At 57.1% G+C, this 25,336-nt stretch carries 25 protein-coding genes; 24 read left to right on the top strand and 1 reads right to left on the bottom strand.

Annotation, left to right across the window (positions count from 1 at the left end; translation table 11 throughout):
- The first annotated feature begins 39 nt into the window (after nt 1-39).
- The 9 genes from eat (at nt 40) to P3C29_RS25665 (ending at nt 9,307) form a co-directional block, all read left to right on the top strand.
- Nucleotides 40-1,488, top strand: a complete 1,449-nt coding sequence (gene eat, locus P3C29_RS25625) for an ethanolamine permease (RefSeq protein WP_088426931.1) — start codon at nt 40-42, stop codon at nt 1,486-1,488.
- A gap of 52 nt (nt 1,489-1,540) precedes the next feature.
- Nucleotides 1,541-2,935 carry an ethanolamine ammonia-lyase subunit EutB gene (locus tag P3C29_RS25630; protein WP_010174743.1) on the top strand — a complete coding sequence of 465 codons (1,395 nt, stop codon included), beginning with the start codon at nt 1,541-1,543 and terminating at the stop codon, nt 2,933-2,935.
- Entirely contained in the window at nt 2,932-3,780 is an 849-nt protein-coding gene (gene eutC / locus P3C29_RS25635) for an ethanolamine ammonia-lyase subunit EutC (RefSeq protein ID WP_201125458.1), read from the top strand. Before P3C29_RS25630 ends, eutC begins: the two co-directional genes overlap by 4 nt.
- A 92-nt stretch (nt 3,781-3,872) precedes the next feature.
- Nucleotides 3,873-4,331, top strand: coding sequence for a GNAT family N-acetyltransferase (locus tag P3C29_RS25640; RefSeq protein ID WP_010174739.1), 459 nt, complete (start codon nt 3,873-3,875; stop codon nt 4,329-4,331).
- A 240-nt stretch (nt 4,332-4,571) separates the two neighbouring features.
- On the top strand, nt 4,572-5,228 hold the full coding sequence (locus P3C29_RS25645; RefSeq protein WP_010174737.1) for a DedA family protein: 657 nt from the start codon (nt 4,572-4,574) through the stop codon (nt 5,226-5,228).
- 6 nt (nt 5,229-5,234) lie between these two features.
- Nucleotides 5,235-6,065, top strand: a complete 831-nt coding sequence (locus P3C29_RS25650; RefSeq protein WP_201125459.1) for a M90 family metallopeptidase — start codon at nt 5,235-5,237, stop codon at nt 6,063-6,065.
- Between the two features lie 93 nt (nt 6,066-6,158).
- On the top strand, nt 6,159-6,686 hold the full coding sequence (ppa, locus tag P3C29_RS25655) for an inorganic diphosphatase (RefSeq protein WP_003219382.1): 528 nt from the start codon (nt 6,159-6,161) through the stop codon (nt 6,684-6,686).
- A gap of 214 nt (nt 6,687-6,900) precedes the next feature.
- Entirely contained in the window at nt 6,901-7,677 is a 777-nt protein-coding gene (locus tag P3C29_RS25660) for an XRE family transcriptional regulator (RefSeq protein ID WP_081480122.1), read from the top strand.
- A gap of 508 nt (nt 7,678-8,185) precedes the next feature.
- Nucleotides 8,186-9,307, top strand: coding sequence for a Fic family protein (locus tag P3C29_RS25665; RefSeq protein WP_201125460.1), 1,122 nt, complete (start codon nt 8,186-8,188; stop codon nt 9,305-9,307).
- A 123-nt stretch (nt 9,308-9,430) separates the two neighbouring features.
- Here the strand turns inward: P3C29_RS25665 and P3C29_RS25670 are convergent, their stop codons facing one another.
- Complete coding sequence (locus P3C29_RS25670; RefSeq protein ID WP_275965797.1) at nt 9,431-9,742, bottom strand: DUF3077 domain-containing protein; 312 nt, start codon at nt 9,740-9,742, stop codon at nt 9,431-9,433.
- A 402-nt stretch (nt 9,743-10,144) separates the two neighbouring features.
- Between P3C29_RS25670 and P3C29_RS25675 the strand changes: the two genes are divergently transcribed.
- The 15 genes from P3C29_RS25675 (at nt 10,145) to dxs (ending at nt 25,237) form a co-directional block, all read left to right on the top strand.
- A complete protein-coding gene (locus P3C29_RS25675) occupies nt 10,145-10,789 on the top strand; it encodes an NAD(P)H-dependent oxidoreductase (protein ID WP_275965798.1) in 645 nt (214 codons plus the stop codon).
- Entirely contained in the window at nt 10,728-11,120 is a 393-nt protein-coding gene (locus P3C29_RS25680; protein WP_275965799.1) for a MerR family transcriptional regulator, read from the top strand. Before P3C29_RS25675 ends, P3C29_RS25680 begins: the two co-directional genes overlap by 62 nt.
- Before the next feature lie 147 nt (nt 11,121-11,267).
- Complete coding sequence (locus P3C29_RS25685; protein WP_275965800.1) at nt 11,268-14,567, top strand: DUF6531 domain-containing protein; 3,300 nt, start codon at nt 11,268-11,270, stop codon at nt 14,565-14,567.
- A 185-nt stretch (nt 14,568-14,752) separates the two neighbouring features.
- Nucleotides 14,753-15,991, top strand: coding sequence for an RHS repeat-associated core domain-containing protein (locus tag P3C29_RS25690; RefSeq protein ID WP_275965824.1), 1,239 nt, complete (start codon nt 14,753-14,755; stop codon nt 15,989-15,991).
- Nucleotide 15,992: 1 nt separating this feature from the next.
- A complete protein-coding gene (locus P3C29_RS25695) occupies nt 15,993-16,289 on the top strand; it encodes a hypothetical protein (protein ID WP_275965801.1) in 297 nt (98 codons plus the stop codon).
- 900 nt (nt 16,290-17,189) lie between these two features.
- Nucleotides 17,190-17,825: a hypothetical protein gene (locus tag P3C29_RS25700; protein WP_275965802.1), complete on the top strand. Its 636-nt coding sequence runs from the start codon at nt 17,190-17,192 to the stop codon at nt 17,823-17,825.
- 178 nt (nt 17,826-18,003) lie between these two features.
- A complete protein-coding gene (locus P3C29_RS25705; RefSeq protein ID WP_275965803.1) occupies nt 18,004-18,132 on the top strand; it encodes an HNH/endonuclease VII fold putative polymorphic toxin in 129 nt (42 codons plus the stop codon).
- On the top strand, nt 18,129-18,539 hold the full coding sequence (locus P3C29_RS25710; RefSeq protein WP_275965804.1) for an Imm50 family immunity protein: 411 nt from the start codon (nt 18,129-18,131) through the stop codon (nt 18,537-18,539). The genes P3C29_RS25705 and P3C29_RS25710 overlap by 4 nt, the downstream gene beginning before the upstream one ends.
- A gap of 100 nt (nt 18,540-18,639) precedes the next feature.
- Entirely contained in the window at nt 18,640-19,023 is a 384-nt protein-coding gene (locus tag P3C29_RS25715; protein WP_275965805.1) for a hypothetical protein, read from the top strand.
- 152 nt (nt 19,024-19,175) lie between these two features.
- Nucleotides 19,176-19,508 carry a hypothetical protein gene (locus tag P3C29_RS25720; protein ID WP_275965806.1) on the top strand — a complete coding sequence of 111 codons (333 nt, stop codon included), beginning with the start codon at nt 19,176-19,178 and terminating at the stop codon, nt 19,506-19,508.
- Between the two features lie 343 nt (nt 19,509-19,851).
- Nucleotides 19,852-20,784 carry a FecR domain-containing protein gene (locus tag P3C29_RS25725; protein ID WP_275965807.1) on the top strand — a complete coding sequence of 311 codons (933 nt, stop codon included), beginning with the start codon at nt 19,852-19,854 and terminating at the stop codon, nt 20,782-20,784.
- Between the two features lie 89 nt (nt 20,785-20,873).
- A complete protein-coding gene (locus tag P3C29_RS25730) occupies nt 20,874-22,013 on the top strand; it encodes a Fic family protein (protein ID WP_275965825.1) in 1,140 nt (379 codons plus the stop codon).
- An 88-nt stretch (nt 22,014-22,101) separates the two neighbouring features.
- Entirely contained in the window at nt 22,102-22,344 is a 243-nt protein-coding gene (locus P3C29_RS25735) for an exodeoxyribonuclease VII small subunit (protein WP_010174693.1), read from the top strand.
- On the top strand, nt 22,341-23,228 hold the full coding sequence (ispA, locus tag P3C29_RS25740; protein ID WP_010174691.1) for a (2E,6E)-farnesyl diphosphate synthase: 888 nt from the start codon (nt 22,341-22,343) through the stop codon (nt 23,226-23,228). Before P3C29_RS25735 ends, ispA begins: the two co-directional genes overlap by 4 nt.
- 110 nt (nt 23,229-23,338) lie before the next feature.
- Nucleotides 23,339-25,237 (top strand): 1-deoxy-D-xylulose-5-phosphate synthase, encoded by a 1,899-nt coding sequence (dxs, locus tag P3C29_RS25745; RefSeq protein ID WP_010174689.1) that lies wholly within the window; start codon nt 23,339-23,341, stop codon nt 25,235-25,237.
- The last annotated feature ends 99 nt before the right edge of the window (nt 25,238-25,336 follow it).

Here is a 25,336-nt window from a genome sequence, read left to right on the forward strand (position 1 = left end):
TAAGTAAGCCGGGAAAAACAATAAGAAAGGGATTCCAATATGCCTAGCGAACCGAATGGCGCTCCGGCGTCCGGGTCTTCTGTCGACTTCGAAAAAGTCGGCACCGAATACTTCCAACAACGGGAACTGAAAAAAGGCGCTGCCGGTTGGGTGCTATTAGTTGGTCTCGGGGTTGCCTACGTGATCTCCGGCGACTACGCCGGCTGGAACTTCGGCCTGGCCCAGGGTGGCTGGGGCGGCATGTTCCTCGCCACACTGCTGATGGCCACCATGTACCTGTGCATGTGTTTCTCCCTGGCCGAGCTCTCTTCCATGATTCCTACCGCCGGCGGCGGCTACGGGTTCGCCCGCAGCGCATTCGGCCCCTGGGGCGGGTTCCTCACCGGCACCGCAATCCTGATCGAATATGCGATCGCCCCCGCCGCCATTGCGGTGTTTATCGGCGCCTATTGCGAGTCGCTGTTCGGCATTGGCGGCTGGATGATCTACCTGGCGTTCTACATTATCTTTATCGGCATCCACATTTTCGGCGTGGGTGAAGCGTTGAAGCTGATGTTTGTGATTACTGCCGTCGCCGCGATTGCCTTGGGCGTATTCCTGGTGGCGATGGTGCCGCACTTCAGTGTCGCCAACCTGCTGGATATTCCAGTGACCGAGGCCAAGGGCGCCAGCACTTTCCTGCCCTTCGGTTATGTCGGTGTGTGGGCGGCGATTCCCTATGCGATCTGGTTCTTCCTCGCCGTCGAGGGCGTGCCGCTGGCCGCCGAAGAAACCAAAAACCCCAAGCGTGACCTGCCTCGCGGCCTGATCGGCGCCATTGTGGTGCTGACCAGCTTTGCCCTGCTGATTTTGGTGATCGCCCCGGGCGGTGCCGGTGCCTACGCGCTGATGGCGTCGGGCAATCCGCTGGTGGAAGCCTTGTCCAAGGCCTACGGCGGCTCCACGTGGATGGGCCACTTCGTCAACCTGGTGGGCCTGGCCGGGCTGATCGCGAGTTTCTTCTCGATCATCTACGCCTACTCCCGGCAGATCTTCGCCCTGTCCCGCGCTGGCTACCTGCCGCGCAAGCTGTCGCAGACCAACAAAAGCAAGGCGCCAGTCCTGGCACTGGTCATCCCCGGCATCATCGGCTTTGGCCTGTCGCTGACCGGCCAGGGTGATTTGCTGATCCTGGTGGCCGTGTTCGGCGCGACCATTTCCTACGTGCTGATGATGGCCGCGCACATCACCTTGCGCATCCGCCGCCCCAAAATGGATCGCCCGTACCGCACACCGGGCGGCATCTTCACCTCGGGCGTCGCACTGGTACTGGCCTGCATCGCTGTTGTGGCGGGCTTCCTGGTGGATCCGCGCGTGGTGATTGGCGCCGCGATCATCTATGGAGTATTAATTGCTTACTTTGCTTTCTACAGTCGGCATCACTTGGTAGCAGGCACGCCGGAAGAAGAGTTTGCGGCGATCCAGGCCGCAGAGGCCGCCTTGCACTAAACGCCGTAAACCTCGGTGCGGGCCTCCGCCCGCGCCGACAAGGAGACTCTGTATGGCAAGCTTTTCCCACGCGGTCGGCGCATTGACCTACCGCTTTGACAGCCTCAAGGACGTAATGGCCAAGGCCAGCCCGGCGCGCTCCGGGGATTTCCTGGCGGGCGTTGCGGCACAGAACGACGGTGAGCGGGTCGCCGCGCAAATGGCACTGGCGAATATTCCGTTGAAACACTTTCTTGAAGAAGTGTTGATCCCGTACGAAAGCGACGAAGTCACCCGGCTGATTATCGATACCCACGATAAACCGGCGTTTTCCGTGGTCAGCCACCTGACCGTCGGTGGTTTGCGCGATTGGCTGCTCAGCGACGCTGCCGATGAACACAGCCTGCGCGCCCTGGCGCCCGGGCTGACACCGGAAATGGTGGCTGCCGTGTCGAAGATCATGCGCGTGCAGGACTTGATCCTGGTCTCGCAAAAGATCCGTGTCGTCACACAGTTTCGCGGCACCCTGGGCCTGCGCGGGCGCCTGTCCACCCGCCTGCAACCCAACCACCCCACCGATGAACCGGCGGGCATCGCCGCGAGCATTCTCGACGGCCTGCTCTACGGCAACGGCGACGCGATGATCGGCATCAACCCAGCCACCGACAGCATCGCGTCGATCTGCGCCATGCTGGAAATGCTCGACGCAATCATCCAGCGCTACGAAATCCCGACCCAGGCCTGCGTGCTGACCCACGTCACCACCTCCATCGAGGCCATCAACCGTGGCGTGCCGCTGGACCTGGTGTTCCAGTCGATCGCCGGCACCGAGGCGGCCAACGCCAGTTTCGGTATCAGCCTGAGCGTGCTGCAGGAAGGCTACGACGCGGGCCTGAGCCTGAACCGCGGCACCCTCGGGCAAAACCTGATGTATTTCGAAACCGGCCAGGGCAGCGCCTTGTCGGCCAACGCGCACTTTGGCGTCGACCAGCAAACCTGCGAAACCCGCGCCTATGCGGTGGCCCGGCATTTCAAACCGTTTCTGGTGAACACCGTGGTCGGTTTTATCGGCCCCGAGTACCTGTACAACGGCAAGCAGATCATCCGCGCCGGCCTCGAAGACCACTTCTGCGGCAAGTTGCTGGGCGTGCCGATGGGCTGCGACATCTGCTACACCAACCACGCCGAAGCCGACCAGGACGACATGGACACCCTGCTCACCCTGCTGGGCGTGGCCGGGATCAACTTCATCATGGGCATCCCGGGCTCCGACGACATCATGCTCAACTACCAGACCACTTCATTTCACGACGCACTGTACGCTCGGCAAACATTGGGTTTAAAGCCGGCGCCGGAGTTTGAACAGTGGTTGGCGAAAATGGGCATCTTCACGCAAGCCGACGGCAAGGTGCACTTCGGCAACAGCCTGCCGCCAGCATTTCGCCACGCCTTGGCGCAACTGGGATGAAGAAGGAACCGCCTGTGCACATCGACACCCCGGAAAACAATGTAGACAACCCGTGGCTGGAACTGCGGCGCCTGACTCCGGCGCGGATTGCCTTGGGCCGCACCGGCACCAGTATTCCTACCGGCGCGCAGTTGGACTTCCAGTTCGCCCACGCCCAGGCGCGGGACGCGGTGCACCTGCCGTTTGACCATGCAGGACTGAGCAGCCAACTGGCCGAACGCGGCCGCGACAGCCTGTTGCTGCACAGCGCTGCCATCGACCGTCACAGCTACCTGCAACGCCCGGACCTTGGGCGGCGCCTGAGCGATGAGTCGGCCCAGGCATTGCGGGACTACGCCGAAGCCAACCCGGGCGGCGTCGACCTGGCGGTGGTGGTGGCCGACGGCTTGTCAGCCCTGGCGGTGCATAAACATACGTTGCCGTTTCTTACACGCATGGAGGAACAAACCCACGCTGAAGGCTGGTCGCTGTCACCGGTAATTCTGGTGGAACAGGGCCGCGTCGCCGTCGCGGACGAGGTCGGCCAGTTGCTGGGGGCGAAAATGGTGGTGATCCTGATCGGCGAGCGACCGGGACTCAGTTCGCCGGACAGCCTGGGGCTGTATTTCACCTACAACCCCAAGGTGGGCCTCACCGATGCGTACCGCAACTGCATCTCCAACGTGCGCCTGGAAGGTTTGAGCTACGGCATGGCGGCTCATCGCTTGCTTTACTTGATGCGTGAGGCCTGTCGCCGGCAGTTGTCGGGGGTCAATCTCAAGGATGAAGCGCAGTTGCAGACGCTCGAATCGGATGATCCTGACCTGATGAAAGGCAACTTCCTGCTCAGCGCACCTAAGGACTGATCCCTGCACGATTGCGCTTTTTCTCCGCTTTAGGCAGCATCGAGACACGGCCGCTTGTGTGGTCATACCCCATTTGGAAGTTGAGGCCTGGCATGCGGATAACTCAAGCGACCCTGGAACACCTGGACCTGTTGACCCCGCTTTTCGTCAAATACCGCGAGTTCTACGGCGCGCTGCCCTTCCCCGATTCAAGCCGCGCCTTCCTGGAAAAACGCCTGCGCCGCAAGGAGTCGGTGATCTACCTGGCGCTGGCCGACGATGACGACAAAAAACTGCTCGGTTTTTGCCAGTTGTATCCCAGTTTTTCGTCGCTCTCCCTCAAGCGCGTGTGGATCCTCAACGACATCTATGTGGCCGAAGACGCACGCCGGCAGTTGGTGGCCGACAACCTGATGCGCACTGCGAAGAAGATGGCCAAGGAAACGCACGCCGTGCGCCTGCGTGTTTCCACCAGCAGCGACAACGAGGTGGCGCAGAAAACCTACGAATCCATTGGTTTCAGGGAAGACACCGAGTTCAAAAACTACGTGCTGCCCATCAGCGATGACTGACATCTATTAACCAAACCTCATGCATCTGTTGTGGGAGCCCCCTCCCACACGGACGCTGTGTCTACAATACGATCGATGTCGCGACATTCCCCGCTACAAAACCAACACGCTTTTCACGACTCTATCCGTATAATGCGGACCTTTCAGGGTCGTAAGAAACAAGCCACAACCTTGTAGCCCTTATTACCCGAAGCCTCCGCACAGGCCCGCTGAGCCAGGCCATTCACACAGGTGCCCTCCATGGATTTCAACCCGCTCGACCTTATCCTGCATCTCGACGTGTACCTCGACATGCTGGTGAGAAACTACGGAGTGTGGATCTACGCCATTCTGTTCCTGGTTATCTTTTGCGAAACCGGCCTGGTGGTCATGCCCTTCCTGCCGGGTGACTCCTTGCTGTTTATCGCCGGCGCCATCGCAGCAGGCGGCGGCATGGACCCGATATTGTTGGGCGGCTTGCTGATGCTCGCGGCCATCCTGGGTGACAGCACCAACTACGTGATCGGACGAACGGCCGGGGAACGCTTGTTCAGCAACCCCAACTCGAAAATCTTCCGCCGCGACTACCTGCAGAAAACCCACGACTTCTACGACAAGCACGGCGGCAAAACCGTGACCCTGGCGCGCTTCCTGCCGATCCTGCGGACCTTCGCACCGTTCGTCGCCGGCATCGCCAAGATGCCGTACCCGCGCTTCTTCGGGTTCAGCGTATTCGGCACCATCCTGTGGGTCGGCGGCCTCGTAACCCTGGGCTACTTCTTCGGCAACGTACCGTTCATCAAGAAAAACCTGTCGCTGCTGGTGGTGTTCATCATCCTGCTGTCGCTGGTACCGATGATCATCGGTGTGTTCCGCAGCCGCTTCGGCCGCAGCTCCACCGAAGCCAAGCCGCAGTAACCGGCGATGTGGTCCCTCAGCGCCTGGCGTCGCCGGCGCCTGCTGGCCAAGCACCCGATTGCCGATGAAACCTGGCAGCGGGTGCGCCACCACCTGACCTTTCTCGACGGCATCACCGCAGAAGAAGACCAGTGGCTGCGGGAAGCGTGCGTGCTGTTCCTCGCCGAAAAACACCTCACGGCCCTGCCCGGCGTCGAACTGCACCAGGAACAACGCCTGCTGCTCGCCGCCCAGGCGCAGCTGCCATTGATGAACCTTGGCGACCTCGACTGGTACCAGGGTTTTCACGAGATCGTGCTCTACCCCGACGACTTCCTCAGCCCCCAGCGCCATCGCGACGCCAGCGGCGTGGAACACGAATGGGACGGTGAACACAGCGGCGAAGCCTGGCAACAGGGCCCGGTGATCCTTGCGTGGCCCGGCGTGCTGGCCAGCGGCAACTGGGAAGGCTACAACCTGGTGATCCACGAACTGGCCCACAAGCTGGACATGCTCAACGGCGACGCCAACGGCCTGCCGCCGCTGCACCACGACATGCGCGTGCAGGAATGGGCCAGCGTCATGCAAAGCGCCTTCGACGACCTCAACCGCCAACTTGACCACAACCCCGACGCCGAAACGGCCATCGACCCGTACGCCGCGGAAAACCCGGCCGAGTTCTTTGCCGTCACCAGCGAATATTTCTTCAGCGCCCCGGATTTACTGGCCAGCACTTATCCACAGGTGTACGAGCAACTGAGCCACTTCTACCGCCAGGACCCACTGGCGCGCCTGCACCAGCTGCAGGCCGGCGACGTGCGGTATCAGACGGAACGCCAAGCGCCCTACGACGTCTGACGCATGGCATCGGCGTCAGAATATGCCTATAATCGCCGCCACTTTTAGGCCAATCCGGCCATGTTTCATGGCCAACTACGGGGGCAACGCCCAATGAGCTACAGCAAGATTCCGGCTGGCAAAGACCTGCCGAACGACATCTACGTCGCCATCGAGATTCCGGCCAACCACGCGCCGATCAAATACGAAATCGACAAAGACAGCGACTGCCTGTTCGTTGACCGTTTCATGGCCACCCCGATGTTCTACCCGGCCAACTACGGTTTCATCCCCAACACCCTGGCTGACGACGGTGACCCCCTCGACGTGCTGGTCGTGACCCCTTACCCGGTCACCCCAGGCTCGGTTATCCGCGCACGCCCGGTCGGCATCCTGAACATGACTGACGACGGCGGCGGCGATGCCAAAGTTATCGCAGTACCCCACGACAAGCTGTCCCAGCTGTACGTCGACGTGAAGGAATACACCGACCTGCCGCCACTGCTGCTGGAACAGATCAAACACTTCTTCGAGAACTACAAAGACCTCGAAAAAGGCAAATGGGTGAAGATCGATGGTTGGGGCAACGCAGACGCCGCCCGTGCCGAGATCCTGAAGTCGGTCGCTGCCTACAAAGGCTGATACCGCTACTCGCTCTAAAAAAGCCCCGATTATTCGGGGCTTTTTTTGTGGGAAAAATATAAACACCCGGCTATTTTAATAAACACTTTTACAGCCCATGTTTAACTAGATTAGTTAACTAACAGAATAAGCCTTCAATAAGGAAACACCTACATACGGCAACTCAACGCATGGTTTATTTGATCTGGTTTTACGGCCAGTAAACTCTGCGTTTATGAATACATCAGGTGATCGCTTAAGAGCGCTATTAAGGGAAGTTCATCTTTCCGCTTCCGACTTCGCCAAGAACCGCGATGTTACGCCTCAACACGTAAACAACTGGTTCAAGCGCGGCGTCCCCATGGGCCGTCTCAACGAGTTCGCAGAACTGCTGTGCGTCACCAGCCGCTGGCTGCGCACAGGCGAAGGCCCCAAACATCCACCCGCCAACTTCTTGCTGGAAGGATCCGATGCAGACCACACACACCGTATCGCCCGTGAACAGACCGGCAACTACATAGCCCAGCCGGTCTCAACGCCGGCAAAAATCGACGTGGAGATCCCCCTCCACCCCACCTTCACCTCAACCGAAAACATCCGCCTCTCCCTGCACACCCTTGAAACCATCGGCGTAAACCCGGAGCGGGCACTCGGTGCCTACATGGTCGGCAACAGCATGATCGACATCATCCAGGACGGAAGTACCCTCGCCATCGACTGCGGCCGCAAACAGATTATCGACGGCGAGATTTATGCGGTAGAACACGACGGAATGTTGCGCATCAAATACCTCTACAACCGCCCCGGTGGCGGCCTGCGGATGCGCAGCCACAACAGCGCCGAACATCCGGACGAGTTTTTGACCTACGAACAGCGGCATGAGCAGAACTTTGAAATTCTGGGCTGGGTGTTCTGGTGGGCGACACTGAACAACCGCCGCCCGCCGGTGCCGCTGGATGAGCATTTATTGGGCTACGAAGGCTCTAAATCGGATCCGAAGCTGGGAAATTGAAGGGAATGTGGGTATCATGCGCCGCACATTTGGCAGGGGGTTGGCGTGAAGCCGGTCCGCCCTGCCTGGCGATGCGGAGGAGTTCCCGCTGATGCCCCTATCACCTGGGCGCAAGCCTGGGTGAACGATTTGAAGGCTGGTGAGGTTTACCAAAAATAAGCTGAACCAGTCCCCGAGAAGCCGGCCACAAGCCGGCTTTTTAATGCCTGGAGAAAAGTACTGCACTTATCAAGCATCAGACTCTTTGGGGAACTTGCCAACCGCCCCAACGAGTACTCAAGCACTCTCTTCCATTCGCAGAACCTCCGCCCTATACGTCGCTAAAACCTCTTTTCAAGAACACGTTGGGTGAACGTGTCGCCACCAACGACACAAAAACATATCGTGTCGCAGAAATCAAAATCCAGCGACACGTAAGGCACGCATGTTTACACTGACGCTACGAAAGGGTGCTCTGATGAGCCCTCCTTGCCTTTAGATGGAAACTTCAAAGACCAGGCCCCCATCCATGACCACATCCCACCTTCCCTGGCAGGCTGACAAGCCCTATAACCAGCTTCCCCCCTTGCCTCCGACCACTGAGCTGGAAACCCGTGCAGTGCTCAAACGTTGCATTGAGGCCCGCACAGCCTTGGCCGAGCTGAAGCAGGCGGCGGAGTTGATCCCAAACCAGACAATGCTGATCAACACCATCCCATTGCTGGAAGCCAAGGACAGTTCGGAGATCGAAAGTATTGTCACCACCACGGACTTGCTTTTTCAGCATGCTCAAAATGGAGATAGCCATGCCGATCCAGCGACCAAGGAAGCACTGCGCTACCGCAGAGCTCTGCAAAAAGGTTATCAATCGTTGGCCGAACGCCCGCTCTCCACAGGTACTGCAGTCGAAATCTGCCGCACGCTGAAGGGCGTGAACATGGATATACGTCGGGTGCCAGGTGTCCAGTTAGCCAATGACCGAACCGGAGAGATTATCTATACACCACCGGAAGGCGAAGATCGCTTGCGTGACATGCTCGCCGACTGGGAGCGTTTCCTGCACAACGAGACCGACCTGGATCCACTGGTACGTATGGCAGTAGGTCACTATCAATTCGAAGCCATTCACCCCTTCACCGACGGCAATGGCCGTACCGGGCGAGTGCTCAACACTCTGTACCTGATCCAGGAAGGCCTGCTGAATCTACCGATTCTCTACCTTAGCCGTTACATCATTGCCCATAGGGCCGATTACTACCGCTTGTTGCTAGACGTCACTCGCGAACAAGCCTGGGAGCCCTGGCTGCTGTACATGCTCAGCGCCGTGGAGGAAACAGCACGCTGGACCTGTGCAAAAATTGCCGCTATCCGCAGCCTGTCCGAGCACACCTCTCAGTTTGTTCGTGAGCAGTTGCCGAAAACCTATTCCCGCGAGCTGGTAGACGTCATTTTCGAACAGCCCTACTGCCGTATCAGCAACGTAGTCGACAAACAGATTGCACAGCGTCAAGCGGCCTCCCGCTACCTCAAAGAGCTAGTCGCCATTGACGTTCTACAAGAGGTGCAGGTTGGAAAGGAAAAGCTCTTCATTCATCCCAAACTGATGCAGCTACTCACTCGCGACAGCAATGACTTCAAGCCATACGCCTGAGGGGACCGCTTTAATCCATGGCGATCGTCTGCCGGGATTTCCGCCCCTGAGCCATGATGATGAGCATTTGGTCAGTAGATCGCTGACCAAATGCATCGCAACCTCAGCGTGGGCTTAGGATCCTCACCTCGGCTGCAAACAATCCAGCGCTCGATCCACCACCACCTTCGACATTTCCACCAAATGCATCACCGCCCGCTGCGAACCATTCAACGGCTCGGTCGACGCCTGGGCGGTCGCCACGGCGCAATGCAACAGCTCGGCAGCATGAGCCAGAGCATCTTCGAAACTCAGTTCGTCATCAACGGTAAACGGGTTGAGTGAAGGCTGCGCATCCGGCGCTTTGAGGTAGCGATCAATCACTCGGCGCGAGGCATCAGTATCGCGGAGTAAGGCTTTGTGGAAGGCGGGTGGATCGGGGGTAACTTTGACCATGGTAGAACTCCTAGCAGTGAGTTGAACCACTAACTTCTCGCGACTAAACGATCAGAAGGTGGCAGCTGTACGCAGGTTAGTCGACCGGCCGCTAGGCACCGGCGCACCCGAAGGTGCCCTGCGCACAGCCACCATAAAGTGCAGGCGATAAATACCTGGCTTTGAGATGGCGCTGTGCGCCTAGCGTTGTCCGGGCGACTAAACCCGATCACCGAATATGCAGTGACGGAACGCAGACTAGTCGCGGGATTTTGCTGGCGCAAGCGCTTGGAATTCTCTAGGAAACGTCCTGCAAATGAAAGGGATGAGTCTTCCTGGCCATTCCCAATCACTGCCACTTCTTGACTCTCCCCTTAAGGTCACACCTCACCCTGAAGCACTTACTTTCAGGACTCCACCGCCATGAGCCAACGCTTCCTGGTCATCCTCGGCCATCCTTCGAGCACCAGCTTCTGCTCTGCCCTCACCGACACCTACATCACCCGTGCCAAAACTGCCGGCCACGAAGTACGCGTTCTGCGCCTGGGCGACCTGACGTTCGACCCCATCCTGCACAACGGCTACAGCCAGGTCCAACCTCTGGAGCCCGACCTGCTCAACGCCCAATCCGACATCCTGTGGGCCAATCACCTGACGTTTGTTTTCCCCATCTGGTGGGGCGGTATCCCGGCGTTGATGAAGGGTTTTATCGACCGGGTTTTCCTGTCCGGTTTCGCCTTCAAATACCGCAAGGGCAAGGCCTTCCCCGAGAAACTCCTGAAGGGCCGAACCGCGCATTTGCTGGTGACCCTGGACACGCCGCCGTGGTATTACAGGTGGTTCTACCGCATGCCTGCGCTGCATCAGATGCGCAAGACGACGCTGGCGTTTTGTGGCGTCCAGCCGATCAAGACGTTGCAGTTCGGACCGGTGCTGGGCTCCACGCCAGCGCAGCGCGAACAATGGCTGAAACAGGCCGGTGCACTCTTTGGGAAAAGGACTTTTCATGTACATCGGCAAAGCCGCGCAGTTGTCGGGCACCACGATCAAGGCGATTCGTCACTATGAGGCGATCGGCCTGTTGCCGCTGCCGCAACGGGAAGGCCGTTATCGGATTTACTCCACGCAAAGTGTCGAGCTGCTGACGTTCATCAAGTGCGCCCAGCAGTTGGGTTTCAAGCTCAAGGAGTTGCAGGCGATTCTGGGTGGGCATCACGATGATGGGCTGCCCTGGGAGCTGGCGGACAAGGCGATCGCCAACAAGAAGCAGGAGTTGGTGCGGCAGATCGAGGCGTTGCAGAGGATGCACGGAGGACTGGTCGAGTTTGAGGCCAGTCTCAAGGATGCTCAGGGCCAATGCACCGCACCACTGAAAACGCCACTGGCGTCAATGAGCTGAATCGCAGTTCTACGTAGTGCCGGGCACCAGCTCGGGACGGAAAAAATCTCCCTCCTCGTAAGCCCAATCTGATTTTCCGGACCACTCGTCCAGCCCCTATTTTGCTGTTGCAGACTCCGACGCCTCCCCTTTGCAGAGACGTCACGGATGACTGCTTCTTCGTCCCACATTGCCCATATCGAACACGAACTGGATGGCTTTCATCACAGCCTGGCGGTGTATCGCCAGCAGGTGGGCGCCTGGTATTCGCAGGCACTGGACAAGGTCAGCCATGGGGCAGATTTGCCGTCGTTGCTGGGGATGGATCGAATCATTCGGGTGGGAGATTCGAGCAAATCGGTGAGCATGACCGATGACAATTTCTCGACGGTGGTGCGCTGTGAGGTCGGCGGCGTACTGGAGATCGAGAGCAAGTTCGAGTCGGTGTATGACGTGCCGCTGGGAGGTATTCCGGTTGAGGTGATTGGGCTGGATGACGGCAGCTCTACCGTCGTCATGCTCGATGAACAGGGGAAAGGCTCTCACCCCTGTGTGGCCGGCAAACGCTATCGGGTGCGGGTGCAGGGTGGGGTTTCACAGGAGCAGGTCGAGGCGCTGTTTTCGTCTTACGACGGCTTGACCGCTGACCTGGAAAGCTGGCTTCGCAAGCAATGGGACGGTTTCAGACCGCATTGGGAAAGGTCCACTTCAAGCGCGATTGGCACTGGCGTGCTGGCAGGAAGTTGGGCAGCAATTACTGGCGTGTGGGACGCCATCAAGCAGGTGCAGGAGATCTTCAAGGATCCGGGCAAGCTGTTTGAAAGCCTGGGAGCCAAAGCCAGCGAGCTGATGGAGCTGGCCCGCACTGCGCCAAAGGTGATGGAACAGGCGATGTTGCTGGCCAGTGATGAGGCGGCGCTGTACCTGATGCTGCGCACGGCGATGATTTGGCTGTCGGCGTTGCCACCAAGTGAGATCGCCGGCAGTACCGCCGAGGCGGTGGCCGGGTTTGTGGTGTCGTTGCTGATCGATTTGTTGGTGGCGGCTTTGCTGACGGTTGTTTTGCCGGCGGCGGGTATCGCCTATTTGAGTTCGCGTGCGCTCAGGTATGGCGCTCGGATTGTTGAGGCGGCCATTCGGTTTGTGAAGGGCGTATTCAGCGTCCTTCAGAGCTTTATGGGGGCAGTGGGACGGTACAAGACAGTAGCGGTTCGGGGCGCCGTTGAGGGGATGAAAAAGGGTGGTGTGCAGATGCGCTGGGGGCCGCGTCAGAACACCGTGGTTCGGGAGAAAGCGCATGTCGACGATGCGCCCTCCTCTGCCAAGAACCCCGGCGGCGATGCGGCCGCTCCCGCAGACAAGACCGCAACCAATGGCTGCCCGGTATCGATGGTTACCGGTGAGGAACTGCTGACGCTTACGGATGGATCATTGGAGGGCGTGCTGCCCTTTGCCTGGACGCGGTTGTATCGCAGCAGTGCGGTGGAAGTGGATTGCGGGTTGGGGTTTGGCTGGAGTCATTCGCTGGCTCAGCGGTTGGTGGTTAGCGGTGAAACGGTGGTCTGGACCGATCACGAAAACCGCAGCACCACCTTTCCCCTGCCCTCTGCTACGCGGCCAGCCATCACCAACAGCCTGGCGGAAGCGGCGATTTATCTGGGCGCTTTGCCTGATGAATTGGTACTGGCTCAGGCGTCCCTTTTCTATCACTTCCGCGACGGTGTGCTGACGTCGATCAGCGACGCGTATGACAACCGGCTGCGCATTTCCCGCGATTATTCCGGACGGATTCAGCGGATTGATAACCACGTCGGCCAAGGATTGCTGCTGCGGTATGACCGCCGACATATCGTTGCCGTCGACTATCAGGTGCAGCGGGAGCTGGACTGGGTTACCGAGCAGAACGTTGTTTCCTACAAGTATGACGACGCTTGGMGGTTGGTTGAGGCGACCAAYGCTGTCGGCGAAAGCGAGCGTTATCGGTACGACGAYCAGCAGGTGATTCTGGAGCGGGAACTGGCCGGTGGGGCGAGTTTTTTCTGGGAGTGGGAACGGTCCGGCAAGGCGGCGCGATGCGTCCGGCATTGGGCCAGCTTTTCCCAGATGGACACGCGGTATGTGTGGGATGACAACGGCACGGTCACTGTGCACAACGCCGATGGCAGCCAGGAAGTCTACGTCCACGACCAGCGCGCACGGCTGGTGCAACGGATTGATCCGGACGGTGCCGAGCACTTCAAATCCTACGATGAAAAAGGCCGGCTGACGGTCGAGCAGGATCCGCTGGGGTCGGTGACGGCGTATCAGTACGACGAAGCCGGTCGGTTGATTGCGCTGTTTCCCGGGGACGATGCACCCACATCCTACGAGCATGACAACGGTTTCGTCCGAGTCGTACGCCGTGGTGACGCGGTCTGGAAATACCAGCGTAACGATCAAGGCGATATCACCCGCAAGACCGATCCGGACGGTAACTACACCGAATACACCTACACCAAACACGGCAAGCTCAGCGGCGTCTGGCACCCGGACAACAGCAGCCAACGCTTTATCTGGAACGAGCGTGGCCAGCTCACCGAAGAGAAATTGCCGAATGGCGGTGTGCGGCGCTATCGCTATGACGACCTTGGGCGGCAGGTAGCCTGCGAGGATGAGCACGGTGCGCTGACCCAGTATCAGTGGGACGCCGTAGGTCGTTTGCTGAAGGTGATTCAGCCGGGCGGTGCCACTCGCGAATTCAGCTACAACCCGTACGGAAAAATCACCGCCGAGCGCGACGAACTGGGCCGCGTCACCCGCTACGAATATGCGGACGGCCTACACCTGATCAGCCGCCGCATCAACCCCGACGGCACACAGCTCAAATACCGTTACGACAATGCCCGGTTGTTACTGACCGAGATTGAAAACGAAGTCGGCGAAACCTATCGGCTCGACTACCACGCCAATGGATTGATCCAGCAGGAAACCGGCTTTGATGGGCGCCGCACGGCTTACGTTTACGACCTCGCCGGCCATCTGCTGGAAAAGACCGAATACGGTGACGATGGCAGCCAGCTGGTTACCGGTTATCAGCGAGACAGCGCCGGTCGCCTGGTAAGAAAAACCCTGCCCGACCGCAGCATGGTCGATTACACCTACGATCGCCTCGGCAATCTCCTCAGCGTCGACGACGGTAATTGGCCGCTCCACTACGAATACGACGTGCAAAACCGCCTCACCGCCGAACATCAAGAGTCGATTACACCTACGATCGCCTCGGCAATCTCCTCAGCGTCGACGACGGTAATTGGCCGCTCCACTACGAATACGACGTGCAAAACCGCCTCACCGCCGAACATCAAGGCTGGGGCACCTTGCGCTACCGCTACGATGAATGCGGGCAACTCAACTACCTGCGACTGCCCGACAACAACCGCCTCGCCTTCTACCACGACAAAGGCGGCGACCTCGCCACCGTCGAACTGAATGGCAACCCGCTCACCTCACACCTGTTCAAATCCGGCCGCGAACAACAGCGCCAGCAAGGCCAGCTCCTCAGTCACTACCACTACGACGACCAGGGCCGCCTACACGCCCATGCCATCACCCAGCAGGAACAACGTCACCAGCGCCGCCAATACGACTACGACCAGCGCGGCAACCTGACCCGCATCCTCGACACCCGCAAAGGCCAGCACGACTACCACTACGACCCACTCGACCGCCTGACCCGCGCCAACCACTCGCACGACCTGCAGGAACGCTTCGCCCACGACCCGGCGGGCAACCTGCTAATGCAGGACCGCGTCGGGCCGAGCGTGATCAAAGGCAACCGCCTGCTGATGCAAGGCGATCGTCATTACGACTACGACGCCTTCGGCAACCTCCTGCGCGAACGCCGGGGCCGTGCCCAGCAGTTGGTCACCGAATACCGCTACGACTGTCAGCACCGCCTGATCAGCGTCACCCAACCCGACGGCAGCCAGGCCAGCTATCGCTATGACCCGTTTGGACGGCGCATCGCCAAAACGATAAACGGCCAAACCACTGAGTTTTTCTGGCAAGGCGACATCCTGATTGCCGAGCACAGCGCTGATCATCACCAAAGCTATATCTACGAACCCAACAGCTTTCGCCCGTTAGCACTGCTGAAAGGCTACGGCCCGGAAGCAGCAGAACCCTTCCACTACCAACTCGACCACCTCGGCACGCCACAAGAACTCACCGCCCCCGACGGCGAAATCGTCTGGTCCGCCCACTACCGCGCCTACGGCCAAATCGCGAAGCTGGACGTCAACACCGTCACCAACCCGCTGCGCTTCCAGGGCCAATACTTCGACCCGGAAAGCGGACTGCACTACAACCGCCATCGCTACTACAATCCGGACGTTGGTCGGTATCTGACGCCTGATCCGGTGAAACTGGCGGGTGGGTTAAACGGATACCAGTACGTTCCCAACCCGACGGGGTGGGTGGATCCGCTGGGGCTAAGTACCTGCCCAGGTGGGGATGGGTGCAAACCGGACGCAGGGTTCGGCAATCCAGCAAGCAGTGCAAGCGTCAATCACGGTGCCCCACCTTCGCCAACCGCAGCCGTAAAAAAAGAACAAACTGTCAGGGTTAGGCACTACACGAACAGATACGGATTAACCGGGATAGAACAAGCAGGAGAGATTATCGCCCGCGATAGAAATCGCGTGTACTTGGAACCAGCACGAAATAAGGTCCTAAGTGCTGCCGATGTCCATGACCGCTATCAGGTTGACTTGAGTCGAGGACGAGACTATGTAGAAACAGATGTTCCGAAGCACATGCTGGAGTGGCTGAAAAATCCGCGCTACGGTTCCTTGGAGCTAACTGTCGAAGGCAACCTAAAATTAATCAACCCTAAATTTGTGAAGAGAAAGTAACATGCTGAAACAGAACGAAGAAATAACCTTATCTGGAGAAAATGCTTTAGAAGCGCTAAGAGAGATTGAGTTCATGCTAGTTTCATTACGCAAAATGGGGACACATTATATCGGAAAACCACAAGCCGAATATCAACATGCCACTACCGAATTTATAGACAACTTCAGAATCACTGGTCGACTGGCAAAGGTTCGAAGACTAATCTGCGAAGGCTTTGATACTACTTTGGGAGAAGACGACATGGACGACTTGGAGCGTCATATGCAGGGCCTGGAATTCTGGAAGCCGACCGATTGAAACCAAAGACACAAGTTACAGAGCTATTTACTCGTGAAGCAGGCTTCACTTAGCGAAAAATACTCAGGAGCTTAAATATGGCGAACTTTCCAGTTTCAGATGGCGGGATTGAAAAAATTACTTGCAATAGAAGTAACCTAATGATGGAGTTTGTTGGCTGACAGGAACAACTATGACTTATAAACCTTCATGATTTAATCGCATTTCAGAGTATCGGAGCGGTGGGCTCCGACGTATCGGAAATGTATGAAGCTACTAGTAGTGACCTTGCCAGCGAGGCAAAATCAAGAGATGAACACGAGATAGGAAATAGCTATTGCTTCTCCTCAAGCAGAGGAAATGAGATTGTGCTAACAGTTATAGCTGGAAGTTACAGCACAGAAAGACAACAGACGACAGTGACAAAATAAAAAATAGCTCAAAGCGACAAACCTATTTACGACAAACCTCATACCGCAGCCACTGGAGCCAATAGTCGAGACTTAGACAATTTAGCCACCCAAACATTGAGATGGGCCTGGATGAAATTTTCTGCTGGGGCGAAAACATTAAACCTTCAGCCAAAAACATTGATATTTTTTATACAGTGAACTGCAAAACACATTTAACAGCAGAATTGATAGCAATTGATGAAGACAATGCGCAGCTATAAGTTTCAACGAATACATCGTCCTTATCGAGTTAGACAGTGTACCCAAAGAAAAACCAAGCAATGCCGATTTGATAATAACTCAAATTCACTTCTATTCAACGAGGCTTTAAGTGAAGTCCGACGATAGCCTACACCCTCAAAAACAACTAGCGATCGTGGTCCGCACGTCAATACCGAAGTTATTACAAAAACTTAAAGCAACTCTAACCACTAATCACAACTCACACACATATTTCAAGAGATAATGAATGAACACAGTATTTACATGTGAGGACGGTATCTTTCCTTGGGATCAGGTTGTCCACAGCGACGACAAGGACTTCCTAACAGTCACCTTACTCAATCACGATCTCATAGACGCATGGCCATCTTGGTGTTCGCTTGAGCTGTCACTAAAGGAGATTTGGCCAGCAGTAGTTAAATGGGGTACTCATGGAATAAAGCCGTACAGCAAGACTCAGGAATATCTAGCATTAAAAGAATTCGCAAAAAATGCCGGACCTGAAGACGTTTTTAAAAAAAATGAAATAACGGAAGTATATTCCTACATAAGGCACCTCAACACACCCGCTACGGAAATAGACCCATCAACTCTGGGCGGCACTATGAGCGCAGTACAGCTTATGACACAAAATAATAAAACAGCTGCTCTCTGGAAAAGATTAAGCGCTCTTGATTACATATCAAACACAAATGACTTCAGGTTAATACTAGCCGACCGCTCAATTTTATCCATCCGATTCTTTGACGGAGAGACTTACGGGGCCATTCAGTTAATATGTCATTCAGAACATAAAAAACTCATCCTATCCAAAATAAACGAAATAGAAATAAAAGAAATAACAACAAACGACATTTATGATTATCTGCAGAGCCCTTCATAACTGGAAACTTTATTAAACAAAAACCATACACCTGCGTCTAAGAATCACGGAGCAAACAATGTTAGAGTAAAACAAAAACATAGCACTAACTGAAAATGGAAGCATTGAAGGTACTGTCATAAATTGAGTTCATACTTATTTCTTTGCGCAACATGGGTAGTTTCTATGCGGATAAGCCTTGGGCTCTAGAAGAATACCGAAAAGAAACGACCAAGGCGCACACTTCAACCTACGACCCATAGAAAAACCAAGGAACGGCAAAGTACCCGGCGCGAAGGAACACTACTCTTTCAAGGAGGAAAAATGAAATATTGGAATGAACTAGATGAAAGCATATTTTTCGGTAAGCTTTTTAGCCACCCGATCGAAATTGGCCGAATTTCTCTTTTTTCATTACAAATAGAGAATGATCAGTCCTCGCTAGGCCTGGGATTTGACATACCGGAATTCCCAGACAACTTACCAGGAAAATGGCAAAACAAAGGATTCAACACTTGCAGACTCGGGCTTACCTGCTCTAACGTCAGCGATTTAAAAATCACGAACATTCCAACCAAAGAAATTTTCTCCGTAACTATAGCGAAAGAAAATGGACTTCTTATATTCCAGGCTGCCTCAAAAAAACCCATAATTGAATTCAAAGCACAATTCATATCTCTCTGCGGCCCTTCAGTTTACATAAATGGCCAAGAGGGTGATGGGGTTTTTATTTAACCCCCAGACACACCTAAGGAGGAGGACTAAACTTATATAAAATCAAGCACAGCTACCGAGATTCCTAGCCAGTTTGTACCACTCCTCACTGAAGAAAAATGTGATCATAAAAATAACTAATATTTATTCGGAAGACCAAATTTTGCAGGTGAGCTTCCACTCTGTTTTCGGTAACGGAATAGCTGAATGGTTCGGAAGTCCGCCAGAGATTGGTCAAAAATATAACGTTGAGGTAACTTTTGATGAACTTTTCTTCTGGGGAGAAAATATCGAACCTTCATCCAACAACATTGAACTCTTTTATACAGAAAGCGGCAAAACACACTTAACAGCAAAGTTAATCTCAATCGATGACGACAGATGCGCAGCAATATGCATTAATGGATCCATGATTTTTTTAGAGCTGGACAGGACGCCCGAAAAAAAACCAAGTCACATCAACTTAACAACAACCCAAATTTGCTTCTTTCCAGCAAGCCTTTAACAAGCAAAAAAAAAAACACATAAAGAAAAAACCTATTTACTCAGGCTTTAACTGATCAATACCAACTAACAATCCTCATCATCAGGCAAGCAAATGGGCAGAACGCAAAGCGAATATAATGAAGCCACTCACTTCAAAAAGGAATCGCATAAGTGAAGCTAATATCCGTACCCTTGAGCCAAGAAGCATTGGAGCTTTTGGACGTGGATGCATGCCCTAAAAACAAGCTAGAACAGCTCTACATGAGCGAAACCGAATACCGACAATTAACAAGCTCAGGAATCATCGACAATATAAACTTAAAGCTTGGAAAAATTATTGACGACTATGAGGACGAGAAAATACAAGGAACTAACGAAATAGAAAACACCCTCTCCATCCTAAAGAGCTCAACAATCCCGGAAAATCCTGAGTTATTAATAAAGTTAATAAAGCTCACAAATACGGCTTTGAAAAATAATACCGGGATATTCTTCTTCTTCTGACTCCCTCCGCCCTGATGAACAGCAAGCTTTTCAGGAGCAGCAACGTACGCGCTTCTCCCACCACATCGCCATTAGCCGAGCATCCACCACACCCAACGCAATCGTATCCGTCCCATCAACGACGAATACGACCTTTACCCCATCACTGGCGGCGCTTTCCCTCCATCGCAGGGGCAACCCAACAATCTCTCCGCGCATCTCCACAAAGTGTTTCCACTGGCCCAGCTCCCGCAATTGAGCTACAAGGAGATTACCGCCCGTCTGAATATTGCTCTCCAAGCAAATGGAACAACATTCAAACAACGCCCCACCGCTCCACAACCCCGCAAGCCACCGAGTCCCGATGAACGATCAGCCAACCCCTTCGCCGTCCGAACGTGACCAGCAAGCCCTGGACTGGTTTACCCGCCTGCGTGGGGAAAACGTGACGTTTCAGGAGCTCAATACGTTTGCGCAGTGGCGCGAAGACCCGCTGAATGCCCACGCCTACCAAAACGCGGAAACGCTTTGGCAGTTGCTGGATCGCCCCTCCCGAGCAGCACACAAACCAGATCGCCGTCAGCCGATTTCCCGACGCCAGACCTACGCCACCGCTGCCTGCCTGATACTCGCCGCCAGCGCGATATGGCTGGGCACCCCGCCGATCAGCAGTTGGGGCAGTGACTACACCACCCGCATCGGGCAACAACAGGACATCACCCTGGCCGACGGTTCACACCTGCATCTGGACAGCGACAGCGCGTTCGATATCGACCTCACCTCCGATGAACGCCGGGTAAATCTGCGAAGAGGCCGTGTGTATCTGCAAGTCAGCCACGACAGTCGACCCTTTATTGTGCAAGCCGGCGGCACTCGGATTCGGGCGTTGGGCACCGAGTTTTCCGTCGCGCATAACGACAAGTCGGACGAGGTCATTCTGCTGCTTGGCAGGGTTGAAGTGGCCGCCGCCGGACAACATCAAGTGCTGCAGCCGGGCGAACAGTTGCGCGTGGTGAGCGGGCATGTTCAAGCCCCCCAAGCCGTCGACGCCGAACGCCTGCTGGCCTGGCGAGACGGCCAGCTACGTGTGCGGGACGCACCATTGCGCGAGGTGCTTGAGGAGTTGGTGCGCTATCAAGGCGGCCATGTGATCTGGCTCGACGATAAAGTCGGGCAACGCACCATCAACGCCAGCTTCAACCTGAATCAAGTCGACAGTGCCTTGGACGCCCTGATCAGCAGCCAGCACCTGCGCACCACTGCCCTCACCCACCGGGTGTTGATCGTGCGCGGCTGACTGGACGATGAGCCGAATAGCTTGCACAATCGGCTCACCGAATGAGCCGAATAAGCCTTCTATTCGGCTCACCCACCGAGCACACCGCCATGGATCACCCGAACTGGATCTGGCAACAACCTGACTGGCCGCACTTCCACTGGCAACCGGAGCGCCTCGCACCAGTGTTGCGCGAGTGCACGCAGGCGCAAGGAAAGTTGCTGGGCATGCTCGGTTCGGTCAGCCAGGCGCAGAGTTCGGAGAATGAACTGGATGCCTTGCTGCAAAATATCCTGACGTCCTCGGCAATCGAGGGTGAGCAACTCAACGTCGGCTCGGTACGATCTTCCCTGGCCCGCCGCCTGGGCCTTGAGCAATTGCAGGATGGCTCGGTGAGCCGGCGCAGCGAGGGCCTGGCGGACTTGATGGTGGACGCCACACAACAGTTTGCTCAGCCGTTTACCCTAACCCGTCTATTTAACTGGCATCGATGGTTGTTTCCCGCCGAGGAAGCCCGCTTTTCCACGCACGCCTTGAACGTAGGCGCGCTAAGGGGCGATGAGCCGATGCAGGTTGTGTCGGGACGACTGGACCGACCCACTGTGCATTTCGAGGCGCCACCTCGCCAAGGGCTGGCACAGTCGCTGGAAGATTTCATCGAATGGTTTGAAGCCAGCCGGAATCATGCGGCCCTCGACCCATTGCTGCGCGCAGGCCTCGCGCATTTCTGGTTCGTCACCCTGCATCCCTTCGATGATGGTAACGGTCGTCTGACGCGGGCGATTACTGACCTCGCGCTCGCCCAGGCCGAGAACCAGGCGATCCGCTTCTACGCGATGTCGGCGAGCATCCTTGAAGACCGGGCGGGCTATTACCGCGCACTGGAAACCAGTCAAAAAGCCACGCTGGATGTCACCGGTTGGCTTGAGTGGTTCCTGCAAACCCTGCTTCGTAGCCTGCAGCAGGCCATGGCGCGGATTGACCGGGTGCTGGGCAAAAGTCGCTTCTGGCAACGGCATCGGGACCACGCACTCAGCGCTGAACAGACCAAAGTCTTGAATCGCCTGCTCGACGGCGGCGACAAGGGCTTTGAGCACGGGATCAGCGCCGCCCAGTATCAGGCCGTGGCCAAAGTGTCCAAGGCCACGGCGACTCGACATCTGGCCGATCTTCTGGAAAAAAACTGCCTGGTTCGGTTACCCGGCGGCGGCCGTAGTACCCGTTACCAAATCAACACCCAAGGTGACTGATTTACAAGGCAATCCCGCCCACTCATTTGCCCCAATCCCCCATGTCTGCTAGTGTCGCGCCGGTTTACCGTCTACCGGATTAGCCGCCATGGCCCGCAAAAAAGTTGCACTCGATTTCGAACAATCCCTCGCCGACCTGCAAGCTCTGGTCGAGCGTATGGAGAACGGCGAGTTGTCGCTGGAAGACTCGTTGACCGCATTCGAGCAAGGCATCGGCCTGACCCGCGACTGCCAGAGCGCCCTGGCGCAGGCGGAGCAGAAGGTCCAGGTGTTGCTGGAACGCGACGGGGAGCTGGCCGAAGAACCTTTCGATGCGGAACAGCCTGAATGATCGACGCTTATCAGGCCGGCAGCCAGGCCCGGGTCAATGCTGCGCTGGAACCGCTGTTTGTTGCGCCTACCCCTGAATTGGCCCGCCTGTATGAGGCCATGCGCTATAGCGTGATGAACGGCGGCAAGCGCGTGCGCCCGTTGCTCGCCTACGCGGCCTGCGAGGCACTTGGCGCCCAGGCGGAGGAAGCCAACGGCGCCGCCTGTGCGGTGGAGTTGATTCACGCTTATTCCCTGGTGCACGACGATTTGCCGGCGATGGACGACGACGATCTGCGTCGCGGCCAGCCCACCACCCATAAAGCCTTCGATGAAGCCTGCGCGATTCTCGCCGGTGACGGCCTGCAAAGCCTGGCGTTCAGCGCTCTGCTGGACCCGCGCCTGAGCAGCGTCAACGCCGAGATCCGCCTGCGCATGGTCACCGCGCTCGCCTTGGCGGCAGGCCCGGCCGGGATGGTCGGCGGCCAGGCGATTGACTTGGGTTCGGTCGGCTTGAAGCTCGATCAGCAAGCCCTGGAATACATGCACCGCCACAAGACCGGCGCGCTGATCGAGGCCGCCGTGCACCTCGGCGCCCTCGCCAGTGGCCGTGCCGAAGCGGCGCAACTGGCGGCCTTGCAGACCTACGCGCGGGCCATCGGCCTGGCGTTCCAGGTGCAGGACGATATTCTCGACGTTGAAAGCGATACCGCGACCCTCGGCAAACGCCAGGGTGCCGATATCGCACGTGACAAACCGACTTATCCTTCGCTGCTCGGCCTGGAAGCCGCCAAGGCCTACGCCCTGGAGCTGCGGGACCAGGCACTCGATGCCCTGCGACCTTTCGACGCGGCTGCCGAGCCACTGCGTGACCTGGCGCGGTATATCGTCGAACGTCGCCACTGACAGCACCGGCCTTTTCCACCGCATATCAGCCAAGTTCGGCGCTCTGCGTGGGCAGTTTGCGATGCTTGAGGTAAACTGCCGCCTCTTCTATACCTATAACGATTCGCCTGATGCCCACGACGTTCCAAGAGATTCCCCGCAAGCGCCCGGCCACGCCCCTGCTGGACCGTGCCAACACGCCAGCCGGCCTGCGCCGCCTGGGTGAAGCCGAGCTGGAAACCCTGGCCGATGAGTTGCGCCTGGAATTGCTCTACACGGTCGGCCAGACCGGTGGGCATTTCGGTGCCGGCCTGGGCGTCATCGAGCTGACCATTGCGCTGCATTACGTGTTCGACACCCCGGACGACCGGCTGGTGTGGGACGTGGGTCATCAGGCCTATCCGCACAAGATCCTCACCGGACGCCGCGAGCGCATGGCTACCCTGCGCCAGAAGGACGGCATCGCCGCCTTCCCGCGTCGCTCCGAGAGCGAGTACGACACCTTTGGCGTCGGCCACTCCAGCACCTCCATCAGCGCAGCGCTGGGCATGGCCATTGCCGCCCGCCTGCAGAACAGCGATCGCAAGGCGATTGCGGTGATCGGTGATGGCGCGTTGACCGCCGGCATGGCCTTCGAGGCGCTGAACCATGCGCCGGAAGTGGACGCCAACATGCTGGTGATCCTCAACGACAACGACATGTCGATCTCGCGCAATGTCGGTGGCCTGTCGAATTACCTGGCAAAAATCCTCTCCAGCCGCACTTACGCCAGCATGCGTGAAGGCAGCAAGAAGGTGCTCTCGCGTCTGCCTGGCGCGTGGGAAATTGCCCGTCGTACCGAAGAATATGCCAAGGGCATGCTGGTTCCCGGCACCCTGTTCGAAGAGCTGGGCTGGAACTACATCGGCCCGATCGACGGCCACGACTTGCCGACCCTGATCGCCACCCTGCGCAACATGCGTGACCTCAAGGGCCCGCAGTTCCTGCACATCGTCACCAAGAAAGGCAAAGGCTTCGCCCCGGCGGAAGTCGACCCGATTGGTTACCACGCGATCACCAAGCTTGAGCCGCTGAATGCCCCGGCCGCCGCGCCGAAGAAGCCCAGCGGGCCGAAGTATTCCGGTGTGTTTGGCGAATGGCTGTGCGACATGGCCGCCGCCGACCCGCGCCTGGTGGGCATCACCCCGGCGATGAAGGAAGGTTCCGACCTGGTGGCGTTCAGCGAGCGTTTCCCGCTGCGCTATTTCGACGTAGCCATCGCAGAACAGCACGCGGTGACCTTCGCCGCCGGTATGGCCTGTGAAGGCGCCAAGCCGGTGGTAGCGATCTATTCCACGTTCCTGCAACGCGGCTATGACCAATTGATTCATGACGTCGCGGTGCAAAACCTCGACGTGTTGTTCGCCATCGACCGTGCCGGCCTGGTGGGCGAAGACGGCCCGACCCACGCCGGCAGCTTCGACCTGTCGTACTTGCGTTGCATCCCCGGCATGCTGGTGATGACCCCGAGTGACGAGAACGAACTGCGCAAGATGCTCAGCACCGGCCACCTGTACAACGGCCCGGCGGCTGTGCGTTACCCGCGCGGCAACGGCCCGAATGCGGTGATCGAGAAAGACCTTGAGCCTATCGAAATCGGCAAGGGCATTGTCCGTCGCCAGGGCAGCGGCGTTGCCTTGCTGGTGTTCGGCGTGCAACTGGCCGAAGCCTTGAAAGTGGCCGAGAAGATCGACGCCACCGTGGTGGACATGCGTTTCGTCAAACCGCTGGACGAAGCCCTGGTGCGCGAGATCGCTGGCAGTCATGAGCTGCTGGTGACCGTCGAAGAAAACGCCATCATGGGCGGTGCCGGTGCGGCAGTCAGTGAGTTCCTGGCGCGGGAGAACATCCTCAAGTCGGTGCTGCACCTGGGCTTGCCGGATGTGTATGTCGAGCATGCCAAGCCTGCGCAGATGCTGGCCGAATGCGGGCTGGATGAAGCGGGGATTGAAGCTTCGGTTCGTCAGCGCATGGCACTCTTGAACCTGTAAACAACAATCAAATGTGGGAGCTGGCTTGCCTGCGATAGCATCACCTCGGTGTTACTGACAAACCGAGGTGCCTGCATCGCAGGCAAGCCAGCTCCCACA

The organism is Pseudomonas sp. 1912-s (assembly GCF_029269205.1).
Taxonomy (GTDB): domain Bacteria; phylum Pseudomonadota; class Gammaproteobacteria; order Pseudomonadales; family Pseudomonadaceae; genus Aquipseudomonas.

Coding starts and splice junctions, on each gene's coding strand:
- eat (WP_088426931.1), top strand. CDS start 40: ATGCCTAGCGAACCGAATGGCGCTCCGGCGTCCGGGTCTTCTGTCGAC.
- P3C29_RS25630 (WP_010174743.1), top strand. CDS start 1,541: ATGGCAAGCTTTTCCCACGCGGTCGGCGCATTGACCTACCGCTTTGAC.
- eutC (WP_201125458.1), top strand. CDS start 2,932: ATGAAGAAGGAACCGCCTGTGCACATCGACACCCCGGAAAACAATGTA.
- P3C29_RS25640 (WP_010174739.1), top strand. CDS start 3,873: ATGCGGATAACTCAAGCGACCCTGGAACACCTGGACCTGTTGACCCCG.
- P3C29_RS25645 (WP_010174737.1), top strand. CDS start 4,572: ATGGATTTCAACCCGCTCGACCTTATCCTGCATCTCGACGTGTACCTC.
- P3C29_RS25650 (WP_201125459.1), top strand. CDS start 5,235: ATGTGGTCCCTCAGCGCCTGGCGTCGCCGGCGCCTGCTGGCCAAGCAC.
- ppa (WP_003219382.1), top strand. CDS start 6,159: ATGAGCTACAGCAAGATTCCGGCTGGCAAAGACCTGCCGAACGACATC.
- P3C29_RS25660 (WP_081480122.1), top strand. CDS start 6,901: ATGAATACATCAGGTGATCGCTTAAGAGCGCTATTAAGGGAAGTTCAT.
- P3C29_RS25665 (WP_201125460.1), top strand. CDS start 8,186: ATGACCACATCCCACCTTCCCTGGCAGGCTGACAAGCCCTATAACCAG.
- P3C29_RS25670 (WP_275965797.1), bottom strand. CDS start 9,742: ATGGTCAAAGTTACCCCCGATCCACCCGCCTTCCACAAAGCCTTACTC.
- P3C29_RS25675 (WP_275965798.1), top strand. CDS start 10,145: ATGAGCCAACGCTTCCTGGTCATCCTCGGCCATCCTTCGAGCACCAGC.
- P3C29_RS25680 (WP_275965799.1), top strand. CDS start 10,728: ATGTACATCGGCAAAGCCGCGCAGTTGTCGGGCACCACGATCAAGGCG.
- P3C29_RS25695 (WP_275965801.1), top strand. CDS start 15,993: ATGCTGAAACAGAACGAAGAAATAACCTTATCTGGAGAAAATGCTTTA.
- P3C29_RS25700 (WP_275965802.1), top strand. CDS start 17,190: ATGAACACAGTATTTACATGTGAGGACGGTATCTTTCCTTGGGATCAG.
- P3C29_RS25710 (WP_275965804.1), top strand. CDS start 18,129: ATGAAATATTGGAATGAACTAGATGAAAGCATATTTTTCGGTAAGCTT.
- P3C29_RS25725 (WP_275965807.1), top strand. CDS start 19,852: ATGAACGATCAGCCAACCCCTTCGCCGTCCGAACGTGACCAGCAAGCC.
- P3C29_RS25730 (WP_275965825.1), top strand. CDS start 20,874: ATGGATCACCCGAACTGGATCTGGCAACAACCTGACTGGCCGCACTTC.
- P3C29_RS25735 (WP_010174693.1), top strand. CDS start 22,102: ATGGCCCGCAAAAAAGTTGCACTCGATTTCGAACAATCCCTCGCCGAC.
- ispA (WP_010174691.1), top strand. CDS start 22,341: ATGATCGACGCTTATCAGGCCGGCAGCCAGGCCCGGGTCAATGCTGCG.
- dxs (WP_010174689.1), top strand. CDS start 23,339: ATGCCCACGACGTTCCAAGAGATTCCCCGCAAGCGCCCGGCCACGCCC.